The following is a 17,576-nucleotide window of genomic DNA, read 5'->3' on the forward strand; positions in this document are numbered from 1 at the left end:
TTGGGTGTTCATTTTGCTCCGAAGAATGACGAGGTCGCTGCCAACCAGCGAACGCCTCACTACCTTCAGCTGCAAAGGGCTCCTCAGCTTGCCGTCATGAACAACCCAACCCGCGCATCCGCACAGGACGCGAGTCAGGCGATGGCGGTCGCCATCACGCCATCTTCGGATCGCCTGGTTTTTTGAATTTTTTCATCAGGAGTACAGCATGTCCAAATGGGCCACAGGATTTCTCGCCTTATGTCTAATGAGCGGCATGTTGCATGTGGCCCTGATCGAGGACACCCTCGTGACTGCGCCGCTGGTTGTGTGCGCAGTATCTGGCATCCTGTTCCTGCTGGCGCTGATTGCTGGTCGCAAAATCAAGTTTGATCCCGTACTACGCTAACGCCTGCGAATCGAATTGCAATCTCCAAGGGGTCCTCAAAGGGCCCCTTGGCTTTTCCCCAGGCAGCTTCATCATCGCCCAGCGTCCGGATAAGGCAGGCCCGACTGCCATCCATCCTGAATATCCCCTCCCCCACACGTCCTCCCTAGTAAATCGGCCAATTGCCACTACTCTCTAATAGAGGGCGCAATGAGGGCGCGCTTTGACACGAGCTTATGAGGTCTTCGGACATCATCCGCCAGGGAAGCAGGCAACCGGAGACGCGGACCCGCCAAACTTACCAACCAGTCCGCATTTCTGATAATTGGTGCTGGCATTACGCCTTTACCCAGCTCAATATTTGTCACAGAATTGACGCCAATGATCTGGCAATTTTGAGGCATGATGCGGGCCTCTTAACAATTCAGGTTGAACCATTTGGCGCGGATGCTTGTCCTACCACACATCCTGCGGCCAATCCCGAGAACCGCTCCCCTGAACTAACCGGTTAAATATATGCGCCCATTGAAACAGGCAATTTATTCCAGCCGTACGGCTGACAAGTTCGTCGTACGTCTGCCAGACGGAATGCGTGAACGCATTGCCGAGGTGGCTCGCAATCATCATCGCAGCATGAACTCCGAGATCATTGCGCGCCTTGAGCAGAGTCTTATTCAGGAAGGTGCACTGGGCGAAGAGCTGAGCATGCGCCTGGACAGCCCCGAGCTTTCGCTGCATGAACGCGAGCTGTTGCAACGTTTCCGCCAGCTGTCTCACCGCCAGCAGAACGCCTTGGTATCTTTGATCGCCCACGACGCCGAAATGGCAGCAGACGCGTCCTGATTCAGCCGAATTCCCCAAGCCAGCTTAATTGCTGGCTTTTTTTGCCTGAAATCCAGGCGTAAAAAAACCCGCCTGATGAGGGCGGGTTTTTAGCTCTGCAGGTCAGAGCAGGAAGATTGTCGCCAACCCGAGGAAGATGAAGAAGCCACCGCTGTCGGTCATGGCAGTGATCATCACACTCGCCCCCATCGCCGGGTCTCGACCCATTTTCGCCAGGGTCATCGGGATCAATACGCCCATCAAGGCTGCCAGCAACAGATTGAGCGTCATAGCCGCCGTCATGACCACTCCCAACGACCAACTGCCGTAAAGCAGATAAGCAACCACGCCAATCACACCGCCCCAAACCAGGCCATTGATCAGACCTACCGCCAGCTCCTTGCGCATGAGGCGCGAGGTGTTGCCTGTACTGACCTGATCGAGCGCCATGGCGCGAACGATCATGGTGATCGTCTGGTTACCGGAGTTACCACCGATACCTGCCACGATCGGCATCAGTGCCGCGAGTGCTACCAGCTTCTCGATCGAACCTTCAAACAGACCGATCACTCGGGAAGCGATGAACGCAGTGATCAGGTTGATTGCCAGCCACGCCCAACGGTTGCGCAGAGATTTCCACACCGAAGCGAAGATATCTTCCTCTTCGCGCAGACCTGCCATGTTGAGGACTTCGCTTTCACTCTCCTCACGGATCAAGTCGACCATTTCGTCGATGGTCAGACGGCCGATCAGCTTGCCGTTCTTGTCGACGACCGGAGCAGAAATCAGGTCATAACGCTCGAATGCCTGGGCGGCATCGTAGGCGTCTTCATCCGGGTGGAAACTCACCGGATCACTCGCCATCACCTCAGCAACTTGTTTGTCCGGATCATTAACCAGCAAACGCTTGATCGGCAGCACGCCCTTGAGCACGCCGTCGTAGTCGACCACAAACAGCTTGTCGGTATGACCCGGCAGCTCTTTAAGGCGACGCAGATAACGCAGGACCACTTCGAGACTGACATCCTCACGGATCGTCACCATCTCAAAGTCCATCAACGCACCGACTTGCTCATCGTCATAGGACAAGGCCGAACGGACACGCTCACGCTGCTGGTTATCGAGACTCTCCATCAGCTCATGGACGACGTCTCGCGGCAGCTCGGAAGCCAGGTCAGCGAGTTCGTCGGCGTCCATGTCCTTGGCGGCAGCCAGGAGCTCGTGATCGTCCATGTCGGCGATCAGCGTTTCACGAACGGAATCGGATACTTCTAGCAGGATGTCGCCGTCGCGATCGGCCTTGACCAGCTGCCAAAGCGTCAGGCGGTCATCAAGCGGCAGCGCTTCGAGGATGTAGGCGACGTCGGCGGAGTGCAGGTCATCAAGCTTGCGTTGCAACTCGACGAGGTTCTGCCGGTGAACCAGGTTCTCGACCCGGTCGTGATGCGCGCCTTCCTGGCGATGAGTCAGGTCTTCGACGACCCGTTGACGCTGCAGCAGCTCGACGACTTGAGCCAGTCGATCCTGCAGGCTTTCCTGTGTTTTCTTTACTTCGATTTCAGACATAGGCGAACTCCACTCCCAGCAGCGGGGCACGCCGGAAGGATCAATCAGTCAATTCATGATTGGTGAAACGGGGTACTGAGTAACTACTGGGTAAGTCCATGGAGGTTTTCCACAAGCCCCGGCGGGGCTGACGGGCGCAATCATACACCGCCGGGGAGTTTTAAACGTCAAAAAATCGCGGCTGGAAACAAGCGCTTGCAGGACAAACCTGAGTGCCGCCCTGACCGTTTAATGTGCGACGACCCATGGCGAAGAGAAAACACAGTGCTTGAGGAAAATGTAGCGGCCACCCTCCTCTAGGACCGTCATGGAGAACGATTAATGCCATCGCTTGGCTATTATTTTTCCTGGCTGGATTTTTCTGCCTGCCAGGCCCGCGCAGCCGCCACGACATTTCACCACTGCGAAGCGAGGCCGCAGCGCGGCGGTGCAATCGGATGAGAGAAGGGGCATCGCGGAAAAAGGTAAATCCCGGACAGCAAAAAGCCCGCGTTAAACGCGGGCTTTTCGGTGTATGGTGCACTCGACAGGATTCGAACCTGTGACCGCTCGGTTCGTAGCCGAGTACTCTATCCAGCTGAGCTACGAGTGCATTTGTGTTTTTAGCCCAGACCACAACTGGATGAAGCCAAGTTACCTGCATTGCTGCAACTAACTCTTAAATGGTGCACTCGACAGGATTCGAACCTGTGACCGCTCGGTTCGTAGCCGAGTACTCTATCCAGCTGAGCTACGAGTGCATTTGTTGCGCCGCATTATAGCCCGTCTAATCTCTATTCCAACCACTTTTTCTATTAATTTCAACAACTTACAGAAAAAGCCAGATTACGACGTACTAAGCAAATAATGGCGGAGAACGGGGGATTCGAACCCCCGACACCCTTTTGAGGTGTACTCCCTTAGCAGGGGAGCGCCTTCGGCCACTCGGCCAGCTCTCCGCAACACGGGGCGTATCTTAACCAACCTTTTCCCCGTTTGCAAACATAAAAATCGATAAAAATTAATGGCTTGGTTCTTCGTCCTTCTCTTTCTTTATACGCAGGTAAATTTCCTCACGGTGCACAGCAACCTCTTTCGGGGCATTCACACCGATACGCACTTGATTTCCTTTAACGCCGAGCACGGTCACGGTGATTTCGCCATCACCGATAATCAGGCTTTCTGCGCACCGACGGGTCAGAATCAGCATACCTTTCTCCTTACGCAATTCAGTTCTGGGACAACAGTCTGCAAAAAAAAGGCACCCGACCTACAACCGGAGCGATCGTAGCCCTACATGCCTGAGTATTGACCAGCGCGAGCAAAAGAACAGTTCAGGGCTCGCGCCATTCAAAAAATAAAGGGCGCGGTCAGACCGCGCCCTTCAAGAAACGGAATTACTCGCCCTGACGGGCCGGAGCATCCAGTTCGAAAGCCGTGTGCAGAGCGCGCACAGCCAATTCCAGGTACTTCTCTTCAATTACCACGGAAACCTTGATTTCCGAGGTCGAGATCATCTGGATGTTGATGCTTTCTTTAGCCAGGGATTCGAACATGCGGCTGGCCACGCCTGCATGGGAACGCATGCCGACGCCGACGATCGAGACCTTGGCAATCTTGGTGTCGCCAACCACTTCACGGGCACCGATCTCGCGAGCGGTGTTTTCCAGCACGGTCTGTGCGGCCTGATAGTCGTTGCGGTGCACGGTGAAGGTGAAGTCGGTGGTGTTATCGTGCGCAACGTTCTGCACGATCATGTCGACTTCGATGTTCGCGGCACTGATCGGGCCGAGAATCTTGAACGCCACACCCGGGGTGTCTGGCACGCCACGGATGGTCAGCTTGGCTTCATCGCGATTGAAAGCGATGCCGGAAATGATCGGCTGTTCCATGGTTTCCTCTTCATCAATAGTAATGAGGGTGCCCGGACCCTCCTTGAAGCTGTGCAGTACGCGCAGCGGAACGTTGTACTTGCCGGCGAATTCCACCGCACGGATCTGCAGCACCTTGGAGCCGAGGCTGGCCATTTCCAGCATCTCTTCGAAGGTGATCTTGTCCAGGCGCTGAGCGACCGGAACAACACGCGGGTCGGTGGTGTAGACACCATCAACGTCGGTGTAGATCTGGCACTCGTCAGCCTTCAGCGCTGCAGCCAATGCGACGCCCGTGGTGTCGGAACCGCCACGACCGAGGGTAGTGATGTTGCCGTGCTCGTCGACGCCCTGGAAACCGGCGACAACCACTACGCGACCTGCTTTCAGATCACCACGAATCTTCTGGTCATCAATCTGCAAGATACGCGCTTTATTGTGCGCACTGTCCGTCAGGATCCGCACCTGATTACCGGTGTACGACACCGCCGGCACACCGCGCTTGATCAGCGCCATGGCCAATAGGGCAATCGTTACCTGCTCACCGGTGGAAACGATCACATCCAATTCACGCGGAACCGGTTGACTGTCGCCACTGATTTGCTTGGCCAGATCGATCAGACGGTTGGTTTCGCCGCTCATTGCAGACAGCACAACCACCAGGTCATCGCCGGCATCGCGGAACTTCTTAACCTTGTCGGCGACCTGCTCGATTCTCTCGACAGTACCGACCGAGGTGCCTCCAAATTTCTGTACGATCAAAGCCATTTCAAAGCCGCCTCTGCCCATGAAGGGCGCCCAATAATCAATCAAACAGCCGTCGGGCCCGCTACTAGACCGCGAACCCGACGGGCCGTCTTATAAACCCTGCTCGACGAATGGAACGGTCAGCGCCAGTGCGCCATCCAGCGCGCCGGCGTCGACACCGCCGCCCTGCGCCATGTCCGGACGACCACCGCCCTTCCCGCCCACTGCCGCAGCAGCCTGTTTCATCAAATCACCGGCTTTGAGTTGGCCAGTCAGGTCTTTGGTTACGCCTGCAACCAGAACGACCTTTTCCTCATGGACACTGCCGAGCAGGATCACTGCGCGGCCGAGTTTGTTTTTCAGTTGATCGACCAGCGCCAGCAGCGCCTTGCCATCCTGGCCGTCCAGACGCACGGCCAGCACTTTCACACCCTTGACGTCCAGGGCGGAGGCCGACAGATCGTCGCCCGCCGCGCTGGCTGCCTTGGCCTGCAACTGCTCGAGTTGCTTCTCCAGCAGACGGTTGCGCTCCAGCACAGCCGACAGCTTGTCGATCAGGTTGTCGCGGCTGCCCTTGACCAGGCTCGCCGCTTCCTTGAGTTGTTCTTCTGCAGCATTCAAGTAGGCCAGCGCCGCGGCACCGGTAACTGCCTCGATACGACGCACACCCGAAGCCACACCGCCTTCGCTGATGATTTTCAGCAGACCGATGTCGCCGGTACGGTTGGCGTGGATACCGCCGCACAGCTCGACGGAGAAATCGCCGCCCATGCTCAGCACGCGTACGTTGTCGCCGTACTTCTCGCCGAACAGCGCCATGGCGCCTTTGTTCTTGGCGGTTTCAATGTCGGTTTCTTCGGTTTCAACGGCGGAGTTCTTGCGAATCTCGGCGTTGACGATGTCTTCCAGCGCCTTGATTTGTTCAGGCTTGATCGCTTCAAAGTGACTGAAGTCGAAACGCAGACGCTGGCTATCCACCAACGAACCTTTCTGCTGAACGTGTTCACCCAGAACTTGACGCAATGCGGCGTGCAGCAAGTGCGTCGCCGAGTGGTTCAATGCAGTGGCGTGACGCACTTCAGCATCCACGTGAGTTTCCACTGGCGCGCCGATGGTCAGGCTGCCCGAATCCAGCACGCCGTGGTGCAGGAAGGCGCCGCCGGTCTTGGTGGTGTCGCGTACGTCGAAACGTGCCTCGCCCGCCTGAAGGAAACCGCAGTCGCCGATCTGCCCGCCGGATTCAGCGTAAAAAGGCGTCTGGTTGAGGACGACGACCGCCTCCTGACCTTCACTCAATACGTCAACCGACTGGCCGTCTTTATAGATGGCGACAATTTTTGCCGAACCGCTGGTGGCTTTGTAGCCGGTGAACTCGGTGGCTACGTCAACCTTGACCAGGGTGTTGTAGTCCAGGCCGAACGAACTGGCGGAACGTGCACGGACGCGCTGGGCTTCCATTTCGCGCTCGAAGCCGGCTTCGTCAACGGTCAGGTTGCGTTCGCGAGCGATATCCGCGGTCAGGTCCATCGGGAAACCGTAGGTGTCGTACAGCTTGAACACCACATCGCCCGGCACCACGGTGCCTTTGAGTTCCAGCAGATCCTGCTCGAGAATCTTCAGGCCGTGCTCCAGGGTTTTGGAGAACTGCTCTTCTTCGGCCTTGAGCACGCGTTCGATGTTGCTCTGCTGCTTCTTCAGTTCCGGGAAGGCTTCGCCCATCTCGGCGACCAGCGCCGCGACGATCTTGTAGAAGAAGCTGCCGGTGGCGCCCAGCTTGTTACCGTGGCGGCAGGCACGACGAATGATCCGGCGCAGTACATAACCGCGACCTTCGTTGGACGGCAGCACGCCATCGGCGATCAGGAAACCGCAAGAACGAATGTGGTCGGATACTACTTTCAGCGAAGACTGGTCACCGTTTTCGCAGCCGATTGCTGCGGCCGAAGCGCTCAGCAGGTTCTTGAACAGATCGATGTCGTAGTTCGAATTGACGTGCTGCATCACCGCACTGATCCGCTCCAGGCCCATGCCGGTATCGACCGACGGTGCTGGCAACGGATGCAACACGCCATCGGCGGTGCGGTTGAATTGCATGAACACGTTGTTCCAGATCTCGATGTAACGGTCGCCGTCTTCTTCCGGCGAGCCCGGTGGGCCGCCCCAGATGTGGTCGCCGTGATCGTAGAAAATCTCGGTGCATGGGCCGCACGGGCCGGTATCGCCCATGGTCCAGAAGTTGTCGGACGCGTATGGCGCGCCTTTGTTGTCGCCGATGCGGATCATGCGCTCGACCGGCACACCGACTTCTTTGGTCCAGATGTCATACGCTTCGTCGTCGGAGGCGTAGACAGTGACCCAGAGTTTTTCCTTCGGCAGTTTGAGAACGCCGGTCAGGAAGGTCCAGGCAAAGGTAATCGCGTCGTGCTTGAAATAGTCACCGAAGCTGAAGTTACCGAGCATTTCGAAGAACGTGTGGTGACGAGCGGTATAACCGACGTTTTCCAGGTCGCTGTTCTTGCCACCGGCGCGCACGCATTTCTGGCTGCTGGTCGCACGGGTGTACGCACGTTTTTCCTGGCCCAGGAAGCAGTCCTTGAACTGGTTCATCCCCGCGTTAGTGAACAGCAGGGTTGGGTCGTTGCCCGGAATCAAAGAGCTGGAGGCTACACGGGTGTGGCCTTGCTCTTCGAAGAAGCGAAGGAAGGCTTCACGGATTTCTGCGCTTTTCATTAGGTTCTTCCACGGAGGCTGCGGCCAAAGGCCTGTTCGAAACGTCAACAGACGAAGCGACGGCAAAGGGCCGCATTATATCGGCCCTGCGCGCGGGGTACAGCGTGTTTATACGATAGAAACGGTCAATTGGACGGCTAACGCTGTCACTTGCGCGAAAACTCGACGAATGCCGCGATCACTTGCTCGATTTGCGAGCGATTGACGTCCATGTGCGTGACCATTCTAAGCCGCCCGGCAGCGCTGAGGCGGATACCACGCTCGGCAGCAAATGCCTTGAACGCTTCGGCTTTGTCGCCCATTTGCACATAAACCATGTTGGTTTGCACCGGCTCAACACTGAAACCTGCTTCACGCAGACCTTCCGCCAGAAGTTGCGCATTGGCGTGGTCGTTTGCCAGCCGCTCGATATTGTGATCCAGGGCGTACAAGCCCGCCGCCGCCAGCAGTCCGGCCTGACGCATACCGCCGCCGACCATCTTGCGCAGACGCCGCGCCTTGCCTATCAACTCGGCCGAACCGCAAAGCACCGAGCCCACTGGCGCACCGAGGCCTTTGGACAGGCACACCGACACCGAGTCGAAATGTTGGGTGATCTCGCGGGCATCAACACCGAGTTTGACCGCCGCGTTGTACAACCGCGCGCCATCCAGGTGCAATTGCAGGCCATTGTCCTGAGTGAAGCGGCGGGCGCGGGCCAGATACTCCAGCGGCAGCACTTTGCCTTGCATAGTGTTTTCCAGCGCCAGCAGGCGAGTACGGGCGAAATGGAAGTCATCCGGTTTGATCGCAGCAGCAACCTGATCCAGATCCAGCGAACCGTCAGCCTGCACTTCCAGCGGCTGAGGCTGAATCGAACCGAGCACCGCCGCGCCTCCGCCCTCGTATTTGTAGGTATGCGCCTGCTGGCCAACGATGTATTCGTCGCCCCGCTCACAGTGCGCCATCAAACCGAGCAGGTTGCTCATGGTCCCGGTCGGGACAAACAGCGCGGCAGCGAAGCCAAGGCGCTTGGCCAGTTCGGCTTCCAGACGATTGACGGTCGGATCTTCGCCATACACATCATCGCCGGTGTCTGCCGCGGTCATCGCGTCGAGCATGGCGGGAGTCGGTTGGGTGACAGTGTCGCTGCGAAGATCGATAACGCTCATGAACCTGGCCTCAAAGTCAGCAGGGGAAATCCCTTTCAGACAGGGATTACTGCGGTCATGTGGACGAATAATCAACCCTGGTATGGGGAAAAAACACAAACCCTGTGGGAGCGGGCTTGCCCGCGATAGCCGACTGTCAGTCGATAGGGTCGAAGGCTGACACATCGCTATCGCGGGCAAGCCCACTCCCACAGGGCTATGCGTCGACTTTGGCTATGCGCCAGGCAAAAAATATGTGTTAAAAACGCTCCGCCGCCCAACAAAGGGCGGCGAAAACGTTCTCAGGGCGGGGTGTAATTCCCCACCGGCGGTAATTGCGCGCAATGCGCATAGCCCGCGAGCGCTTGGCAACGAACACGGCTTTTAGCGGTGATCGACGACAAGGTCAGCAGACCCGGTGTGATTCCGGGGCCGACGGTCATAGTCCGGATGAAGAGAGAACGGGATTGACGCCAAAGGGCCGCCTGCGCACTTCTGTGCTCGCGCGTACCCTTGAATCCCTTTCGATTCATAATGCCCTGTTTTTCACACAAACAGGAGTCAGAACATGCAACCCACCGCTATCGACAGCAAAAACAAACACACTCATGGCGAGCGCGTCGCGTTCATCCAGGCCTGCTGGCACAAGGAAATCGTCGACCAGAGCCGTAAAGGCTTCGTCGCCGAAATGATTGCCTTGGGTTATCAGGAATCGGACATCGACATCTTCGAAGTCGGCGGCGCCTTTGAAATGCCCCTGCACGCCAAGTTGCTGGCCAAGACCGGTCGTTATGCCGGCATCGTCGCGGCCGCCCTGGTCGTGGACGGCGGCATCTACCGTCACGAGTTCGTCGCCCAATCGGTGGTCAGTGGCCTGATGCAGGTGCAGCTGGAAACCGAAGTGCCGGTGTTCTCGGTGTCCCTGACCCCGCATCACTTCCATGCGGGCGACGAACATCAGAAGTTCTTCTTCGAGCACTTTGTGCACAAGGGTCAGGAAGCGGCTAGGACTTGTGCCGATACGCTGCAGAAAATCCGCGCACTGCGCCGCACCGAGCCGCGCGCAGTCGCCGTCTAAACACCGAACCCTGTAGGAGCTGACGAGTGCAACGAGGCTGCGATCTTTTGCCACCCAACATCAAAAGATCGCAGCGTTCCGCAGCTCCTACAGGGACCGTGTCAGGCGAGATTTTCGTCGGTGGCCGGCACGATCAGGATGCCTGCGCGCAAGCCGTTCTTGACCTTGGGATTAGGGAAGATGATTCGCGCGCCCTCTTCCTCAATGATCCAGCGGGTATTGGCCAGATCTTCGGCCAGCACATAGCCCATCTCCAACTCGGAAAAGTTTTCGACGTCCTGTGGCAGGTTCAGGTGGAACGCATCACTGTGCTTGATGATTTCCCGCGCCACGCTGAACAACTGCAGACCGTCCAGGCCTTCTTCAGCCAAATCTGGCTCATTGCCTTCGATGATCTGCTGCAGACGAGTTTCCAGCAGCGACACATTGACCCCGTCGTTCTGCCCGAACGGCCGCGCCTTGCCCAGTTCCAGCGTGAAGGCTTCGGCATCGAGCTTGTCGTAGGTATAGGAACTAAAAACGATCGACGGCTTGTTCTGCAACAACACCGCCTCCATGCCCGCGGCGCGCAGCCGTGCCAGCTCCCGACGGGAATGCTGGCGACCTTCTTTCCACGGATACAAAGCGAACTGCTCGATCCGCGAACCACGAATCGCCGTGTGCAGGTCGTAGTGCAGGCGCTCGCGGTCGGGCAGGCTGAAAAAGCTCGCGGCCAAACGTTCCAGCTCACAGGCTCGCAAAGCTTCCGAACCACTGCTTTGTTCATGACGGCCGTTGAACAGCCGATTGACGTCCTGCTCGATGAAACGCTCGCCTTTGCGAATCGCTTCCGGGTTGCCGAACAGGAACAGAATGCGTGCACACGGCTTCAGATCGCCGCGAGCGATGTCGTGCAGCAGCCGATCAAGCAACTCGATCGGTGCTGTTTCATTGCCATGGATACCTGCCGACAGCAGCAGATCCAGGCCATTGTCGCGAGCTTCAGGGGGCCGGACTTCCAGCGCCCCTTCGCTCAACCAGCGCATCCGCACGCCTTCGACAGTCAGTTGAGTCTTCTCCGCCGGTTCGCGGCCGGCGAGGGTCAGTTCAAGCAGTTTGCCGAGGGCGAGCATAGAGCGGTTTCCTTAGTGATCGTGGTTGCAATCCGGGCCGTGCACGTGGTCTTCGTCGTCGCCGACGTCAGCCGGTTCCATTTCCAGTTGCAGACTTACCAGATTAGTCGCCAATGGGCGCAGCAGCAGGTTGGCGTACTCGGCATCACCTTCTTCGACGTCCACGCCGATCAGCAGTTGGCCACGGCCGTCCTGCTGGATCCACAGCTCTTTGCCTTGCCACATGACCGCGACGCGGGTGCACGAGGTTTGCAGTTGCGTGCCGTCGGTGTCTTCAAGGATCAGCTGCAGGGAATCGCTCATGTTTTTACTCTCTTCGGGAGACAAGCCGCGCGCCGCGTTCGGGCGACGCGCCGGCCATCAATTGATCTGGAATGGATAAACCGCGCCCAGTTTAAGGATTTGCGTCAGTTCATCCAGTGCCGTCCGGCATTCAAGCAACAATTGCGGATCCGCCAGATCGGTTTCGCTCAGGCGGTCGCGGTAGTGCTTTTCAACCCATGCGGTCAAGGAACCGTACAACGGTGCGGTCATGATAACCCCTGGGTTGACCGCCGCCAGTTCGGTTTCGTTGAGTGCGACGCGAAGTCTCAGGCAAGCAGGGCCACCGCCGTTCTGCATGCTTTGCTTGAGGTCGAAGACTTTCACTTCACGAATCAGCCCGCCGGAGCTGGTCAAACCTTGCAGGTAAGTCCAGACGCGCTCGTTGGCCTGGCATTCTTGCGGAACAATCAACAGCATCGAGCCGTCAGGGCGTGACAGAAGCTGGCTATTGAACAAGTAGGAACGAACCGCGTCATCCACGGTGACGGCCGAACGCGGAACACACACAGACTGAAATTTCCCACCCGCTTTGGCGAGTTTGCCTTCCAGTTCGGCCAGCATCTGTTCAGTCTCGAGGAACGCGTCCTCGTGATAGAACAGGACTTCGCCATTACCTACGGCGATCACGTCGTTATGGAACACGCCCTGATCGATCACGTTCGGGTTCTGCTGAGCGTAAACCACGCCTTCGTCACGCAGACCGTGCAGACGTGCGACGGCTTGCGAGGCTTCAAGGGTCTGACGGGCCGGGTATTTCTGCGGCGCAGGATAACGATTGTCGAAGGCACTGCGACCGAACACGAAAAACTCGACACCTGCCTCGCCATATTCACGGCAGAAGCGTGTGTGGTTGGCCGCGCCTTCATCGCCGAACTGCGCCACCGCCGGCAAAGCGGCGTGATGGGCGAAGTGCTGCTGATTGGCGAACATCGCGCCAAGCACACGACTGGTGGTCGGGTGTTCGATGCTGCGGTGGTATTTGCAGTTGAGGTTGGCGGCGGTGAAATGCACGCGACCGTCAGCGGTGTCGGCACTCGGGCTGACCGTGGCGGCGTTGGCCACCCACATGCTCGACGCCGAGCAACTGGCGACCAGCAAGGGCATGGCGTCCTTGGCGGCGCGCTCAATCACTTGCGCATCGGTGCCGCCGAAGCCCAGGCGCCGCAGGGCGGCTACGTCCGGCCGTTCCTGAGGGGCGAGGACACCTTGCTGAAAGCCCATTTCCATCAGCGCTTTCATTTTCGCCAGGCCTTGCAGCGCAGCTTCCTTCGGGTTCGAGGATTGCTGGCTGTTGCTCTGGGACGCGACGTTGCCGTAGGACAGGCCGCCGTAGTTATGGGTCGGCCCCACTAGACCGTCAAAATTGACTTCATAGGATTTCATCAGCGAGGCTCCACGAGAATTCTGTTGTTAGGCTTCAGTAACCGGATTTGAGACCGAGGCGTGGCCATCGCCAGCAGGCTGGCTCCCACAGGGATTTGCGTCGTACACACAGTGTGTAAACACCACCGAACCTGTGGGAGCCAGCCTGCTGGCGATTGGCATCACGCCATTTTCACGCCAGGCGTGAGGGCGGCAGGCAAGGTCAGGCTCGGCGTTTCCAGCGATGCCACCGGGTACGCGCAGTAATCTGCCGCGTAATAGGCGCTGGCACGATGGTTACCCGAGGCCCCCACCCCGCCGAACGGCGCACTGCTGGCCGCGCCCGTCAGCTGCTTGTTCCAGTTGACGATACCGGCCCGGCTTTCCAGCCAGAACTGCTGGTAACGCGCTTCGGAATCCGAGAGCAAGCCGGCGGCAAGGCCGTATTCGGTGTCGTTGGCCTCGGCGATCGCCGCTTCGAAATCAGCGTAGCGAATCACTTGCAGCAACGGGCCGAACAGTTCTTCGTCAGGACGCTCGGCCACGGCCGTTACATCCAAAATGCCTGGGGTCAGCAAGGCAGCCTGAGCCTGTGGCTGGGTCATTTCCAACAGCGCCATGGCGCCATTTGCCAGCAGATGCGCCTGCGCATCCATCAGGGATTTGGCCGCAGCCAGGGAAATGACCGAGCCCATGAACGGCGCCGGTTGCTGATCAAAAGCGCCCACTTCGATGGTCGAAGTCACCGCCACCAGGCGTGCCAGCAACGAGTCGCCCCAGGCGCCCTGGGGCACCAGCAGGCGGCGCGCGCAGGTGCAACGCTGGCCGGCAGAAATGAATGCCGACTGGATGATGGTGTAGACCGCCGCATCCAGGTCAGCCACCTCGTCAACCACCAGTGGATTGTTACCGCCCATCTCCAGCGCCAGGATCTTGTCCGGCCGACCGGCAAATTGCTGGTGCAGGTGATTGCCGGTGCGGCTCGAACCAGTGAAGAACAGGCCGTCGATGCCAGGGTTCGCCGCCAGGGCAATCCCGGTTTCGCGAGCACCCTGCAGCAGGTTCAACACGCCAGCCGGCAGGCCGGCTTCGATCCAGCATTTAACCGTCAGTTCGGCGACTTTGGGCGTCAGCTCGCTCGGCTTGAACAGCACGCTGTTACCCGCGAGCAAGGCTGGGACGATGTGGCCGTTGGGCAGGTGACCGGGGAAGTTGTAAGGCCCGAACACCGCGACCACGCCGTGTGGCTTGTGGCGCAGCACGGCAGTTGCGTCGCCCAGAGGGCCGCTCTTCTCACCGGTACGCTCACGATAGCTCTGAATCGAGATGGCAATCTTGTTGACCATGCTGGTCACTTCGGTCGCAGATTCCCACAGCGGTTTGCCGGTCTCTTCACCAATGGTCCGAGCGAGCTCGTCAGCGTGGTTTTTCAGCGAAGCCGCGAATGCCTCGAGTACGCCGATACGCTCTTCCAGCGAACGACGCGCCCAGTCCGGAAAAGCCTGACGTGCAGCCTGCACCGCCGATTCGACCTGAGCGCTGGTGGCGCCCTCCCCCGACCACAGCACTTGCTGGGTCACCGGGTTCAGCGATTGAAAGGCTTCGCCCTGACCGGCCAGCCACTCACCTGCGATGTATAGCGAATTCATTATTTCGACTCCCGTGCAGCGGACAACGCCACGGCGCGCACTTGATCGCCAGCGTTGAGTTGAAGACGTTTGGCGGTCTGTGGATCAACCACCAGGGTGCCGGCAGCGAGACGCGCCGGCGCAGCAGTGATGCGGCAGTCTTCGCGTTTGCGGTTATGGATGATGAACGGCGTGGCGTCATCGCCCGGCGTACCGACAGCCAGCACCAACGCTTCGCTGTCACGCACCGCGCGGATCTTGCCGGTTTCGCATTCGATGGCCGGGCCGGCATCGAAGATGTCGACGTAACCCTGATAGCTGAAACCTTCACCCTTGAGCATCGCCAGCGCGGGCTCGGTGTCCGGGTGAACCTGACCGATGACGTTGCGTGCGTCAGGCGACAGGAAGCAGGTGTACAGCGGGAATTTGGGCATCAGCTCAGCGATAAACGCCTTGTTGCCCACGCCGGTCAGGTAATCGGCCTGGCTGAATTCCATTTTGAAGAAATGACGGCCAAGGCTTTCCCAGAACGGCGAACGACCGGCGTCATCGGAGACACCGCGCATCTCGGCGATGATCTTGTTACCGAACAGCTCAGGGAATTCAGCGATGAACAGCATCCGCGCCTTCGACAGCATGCGACCGTTCAGACCGCTGCGGTAATCGGCATGCAGGAACAGCGAGCACAGCTCGGAATTACCGGTCAGGTCGTTGGCGAGGAACAGCGTCGGAATCTCGCGATAGATATTCAGCTCTTGCGAGGCGCTGACCGTCAGGCCGACACGGAAGTTGTACCAGGGCTCACGCATACCGACGGCGCCAGCAATGGCGGAAATTCCCACCACGCGACCATCATCGTCTTCGAGCACGAACAGGTAGTCCGCATCGCCACGGCCGGCTTCGCCGCGAAAGGTCTTCTCGGCCCAGCCGACCCGGTGGGCCAGACGCTCTTCGTTGGCTGGCAAAGTCGTAAGGCCGGTGCCGGTGCTGCGGGCCAGGTCGATCAGAGCGGATAAATCGCTGCTGCGTACGGGACGAACAATCATGCTATCTCCTCAAACGGGCCGCCGCGGCCACCCGTGAAACTCGCTAAGGCGTTAAACCGCCACCAGGCGCACACTGGCACCTTCACCGACGCCCAGGGCTTCGGCCGCTTCCAGATCCAGAGTCACCGGTTTGCCTGGCGCGTAATCCAGCTCCAGCAACACCGCGCGGTAATCCTGCAACTGCGCGTTGGCCACCAGATACTGGCGCCCGACACCCTTGACCGCTTCGCCGATTTTCACCGGCACAACACGGCTCTGGGCGATCGAACGGATCCCCGAAACACGTGCATGCAGGGTCGGGCCACCGTCGAAAATGTCGATGTAATGATCGGTCTCGAAACCTTCGCGCATCAGGATGTCGAAGGTGATCTGCGCACGCGGGTGCACCTGGCCCATCGCCTCTTGGGCGGAATCCGGCAGCAGCGGCACGTAGATCGGGTAATGCGGCATCAACTCGGCGAGGAACGTGCGGCTCTTCAGCCCGCACAGGCGCTCGGCTTCGGCATAGTTGAGGTCGAAGAAGTTACGACCGATAGCGTCCCAGAATGGCGAGTCGCCGTTCTCGTCGCTGTAACCGACGATCTCGGTCACCACCGAATCAGCGAAACGCTCCGGGTGGCTGGCAACGAACAGCAGACGACCACGGGAGTTGAGCTCGGACCACGGCGAACCCACCAGCTCGCGCTGCACGTAGAAACTGGTCAGCAAGCTGTTGCCGGTCAGGTCGTGGCACTGCGAAAGCACGTGGATCTTGTTGTGGATCTTCAGCTCGCGGGAGGCGTGAACGAAGGTCTCGTTGCGGAAGCTGTAGAACGGCTCCGAATAACCGGCCGAAGCAACGATGGCCGAGCAGCCGACCAGTTTGCCGGTGGCGGAATCTTCGAGGACGAAGAAATAGCTTTCTTCACCGTTGAAGCTCACTTCGGCGGCAAACGAGGCTTCGCTCGCAGCGATCTTGTCGCTCAGACGTTCCACGTCATCCGGCAAGGAAGTGACACCAATCGGGCTGTCCGCAGCCAGACGCTGTACCTCGCCCAGATCAGCCATTTGCGCGGGGCGCATCACCAGCATGGTGTCACTCCTTTCTTTACATTCTTTTGGGGGAAATAAGCCGACCCGTTTGTAGGAGCAAAGCTTGCTCGCGAAGCTTTGTCAGCCACTGTGAAGTCGCTGGAGCCTTTCGCGAGCAAGCTTTGCTCCTACAGAAGAGCGGGGCCGGCATCAAAATTTTGATCGGCGCCCGAATCATCAGGCGCCGAAGGGTCTATCAGGCTTGTGTCAGTTTTGCAGCAGCGCGTTCGAAACGATCCAGACCCGCATCGATATCGGCGTCTTCCACCACCAGGCTCGGGGCGAAACGGATCACGTCCGGGCCGGCCTGCAGAATCATCAGGCCTTCTTTTTCAGCGGCGTTGAAGATGTCCTTGGCCTTGCCTTTCCAGGCGTCATTCAGCACGCAGCCGATCAGCAGCCCCAAGCCACGCACCTGGGTGAACAGGCCGTATTTTTCGCCAATCTGCTCAAGGCGCGCCTTGAACTTGGCGTGCTTGGCGTTCACGCCAGCCAGCACTTCAGGGGTGTTGATCACGTCGATCACCGCTTCGGCGACCGCACAGGCCAGCGGGTTGCCGCCGTAGGTGGTGCCGTGGGTACCGACGACCAGATGTTTGGCCAATGCTTCGGTGGTCAGCATTGCCGCGATCGGGAAACCTCCGCCCAGGCTCTTGGCGCTGGTGAGGATGTCCGGGGTCACGCCGTAATGCTGGTAGGCGAACAGCTTGCCGCTGCGGCCCATGCCGGTCTGCACTTCGTCG

At 58.8% G+C, this 17,576-nt stretch carries 16 protein-coding genes, 3 tRNA genes and 1 riboswitch; of the genes, 4 read left to right on the forward strand and 15 right to left on the reverse strand.

Annotated elements, in window-relative coordinates:
* From JFT80_RS23630 to JFT80_RS02030, 3 genes are all read left to right on the forward strand, one after another.
* The coding region (locus JFT80_RS23630) for a hypothetical protein (protein ID WP_242482747.1) at positions 1 to 186 on the forward strand (186 nt) is incomplete at its 5' end.
* Between the two features lie 22 nt (positions 187 to 208).
* Positions 209 to 388 (forward strand): PA3371 family protein, encoded by a 180-nt coding sequence (locus JFT80_RS02025; protein WP_045057441.1) that lies wholly within the window; start codon positions 209 to 211, stop codon positions 386 to 388.
* Between the two features lie 495 nt (positions 389 to 883).
* A complete protein-coding gene (locus JFT80_RS02030; protein ID WP_003178899.1) occupies positions 884 to 1,210 on the forward strand; it encodes an Arc family DNA-binding protein in 327 nt (108 codons plus the stop codon).
* Positions 1,211 to 1,312: 102 nt separating this feature from the next.
* Here the strand turns inward: JFT80_RS02030 and mgtE are convergent, their stop codons facing one another.
* The 8 genes from mgtE to ltaE form a co-directional block, all read right to left on the reverse strand.
* Entirely contained in the window at positions 1,313 to 2,755 is a 1,443-nt protein-coding gene (mgtE, locus tag JFT80_RS02035) for a magnesium transporter (protein WP_201146759.1), read from the reverse strand.
* A 515-nt stretch (positions 2,756 to 3,270) separates the two neighbouring features.
* Positions 3,271 to 3,347, reverse strand: a tRNA-Arg gene (locus tag JFT80_RS02040).
* 71 nt (positions 3,348 to 3,418) lie between these two features.
* Positions 3,419 to 3,495: transfer RNA gene (locus JFT80_RS02045), tRNA-Arg, on the reverse strand.
* Positions 3,496 to 3,602: 107 nt separating this feature from the next.
* Positions 3,603 to 3,693: transfer RNA gene (locus JFT80_RS02050), tRNA-Ser, on the reverse strand.
* 62 nt (positions 3,694 to 3,755) lie between these two features.
* Positions 3,756 to 3,944, reverse strand: a complete 189-nt coding sequence (gene csrA / locus JFT80_RS02055; RefSeq protein ID WP_002554426.1) for a carbon storage regulator CsrA — start codon at positions 3,942 to 3,944, stop codon at positions 3,756 to 3,758.
* Positions 3,945 to 4,131: 187 nt separating this feature from the next.
* Entirely contained in the window at positions 4,132 to 5,373 is a 1,242-nt protein-coding gene (locus JFT80_RS02060) for an aspartate kinase (RefSeq protein WP_201146760.1), read from the reverse strand.
* Positions 5,374 to 5,463: 90 nt separating this feature from the next.
* Entirely contained in the window at positions 5,464 to 8,082 is a 2,619-nt protein-coding gene (alaS, locus tag JFT80_RS02065; RefSeq protein WP_201146761.1) for an alanine--tRNA ligase, read from the reverse strand.
* A 146-nt stretch (positions 8,083 to 8,228) separates the two neighbouring features.
* Positions 8,229 to 9,233, reverse strand: a complete 1,005-nt coding sequence (gene ltaE, locus JFT80_RS02070; RefSeq protein WP_201146762.1) for a low-specificity L-threonine aldolase — start codon at positions 9,231 to 9,233, stop codon at positions 8,229 to 8,231.
* Positions 9,234 to 9,506: 273 nt separating this feature from the next.
* Positions 9,507 to 9,679: riboswitch (FMN riboswitch) on the forward strand.
* 101 nt (positions 9,680 to 9,780) lie between these two features.
* On the opposite strand from ltaE, the gene JFT80_RS02075 reads away from it, so the two are divergent.
* Entirely contained in the window at positions 9,781 to 10,290 is a 510-nt protein-coding gene (locus tag JFT80_RS02075) for a 6,7-dimethyl-8-ribityllumazine synthase (protein WP_201146763.1), read from the forward strand.
* A 101-nt stretch (positions 10,291 to 10,391) separates the two neighbouring features.
* Here the strand turns inward: JFT80_RS02075 and astE are convergent, their stop codons facing one another.
* The 7 genes from astE to JFT80_RS02110 form a co-directional block, all read right to left on the reverse strand.
* The gene (astE, locus tag JFT80_RS02080; protein ID WP_201146764.1) at positions 10,392 to 11,402 is read right to left on the reverse strand and encodes a succinylglutamate desuccinylase; all 1,011 of its coding nucleotides are present in this window, start codon (positions 11,400 to 11,402) and stop codon (positions 10,392 to 10,394) included.
* A gap of 12 nt (positions 11,403 to 11,414) precedes the next feature.
* Positions 11,415 to 11,705, reverse strand: coding sequence for a hypothetical protein (locus JFT80_RS02085; RefSeq protein ID WP_016983958.1), 291 nt, complete (start codon positions 11,703 to 11,705; stop codon positions 11,415 to 11,417).
* 57 nt (positions 11,706 to 11,762) lie between these two features.
* On the reverse strand, positions 11,763 to 13,109 hold the full coding sequence (astB, locus tag JFT80_RS02090) for an N-succinylarginine dihydrolase (protein WP_201146765.1): 1,347 nt from the start codon (positions 13,107 to 13,109) through the stop codon (positions 11,763 to 11,765).
* 161 nt (positions 13,110 to 13,270) lie between these two features.
* Positions 13,271 to 14,740: a succinylglutamate-semialdehyde dehydrogenase gene (astD, locus tag JFT80_RS02095; protein ID WP_201146769.1), complete on the reverse strand. Its 1,470-nt coding sequence runs from the start codon at positions 14,738 to 14,740 to the stop codon at positions 13,271 to 13,273.
* Positions 14,737 to 15,762 (reverse strand): arginine N-succinyltransferase, encoded by a 1,026-nt coding sequence (astA, locus tag JFT80_RS02100; protein ID WP_201146766.1) that lies wholly within the window; start codon positions 15,760 to 15,762, stop codon positions 14,737 to 14,739. Before astA ends, astD begins: the two co-directional genes overlap by 4 nt.
* A gap of 51 nt (positions 15,763 to 15,813) precedes the next feature.
* Positions 15,814 to 16,833, reverse strand: a complete 1,020-nt coding sequence (gene aruF / locus JFT80_RS02105) for an arginine/ornithine succinyltransferase subunit alpha (protein ID WP_201146767.1) — start codon at positions 16,831 to 16,833, stop codon at positions 15,814 to 15,816.
* A 196-nt stretch (positions 16,834 to 17,029) separates the two neighbouring features.
* The coding region (locus JFT80_RS02110; RefSeq protein WP_201146768.1) for an aminotransferase class III-fold pyridoxal phosphate-dependent enzyme at positions 17,030 to 17,576 on the reverse strand (547 nt) is incomplete at its 5' end.

Origin of the sequence: Pseudomonas sp. TH10, assembly GCF_016651255.1 — a bacterium.
Taxonomy (GTDB): domain Bacteria; phylum Pseudomonadota; class Gammaproteobacteria; order Pseudomonadales; family Pseudomonadaceae; genus Aquipseudomonas.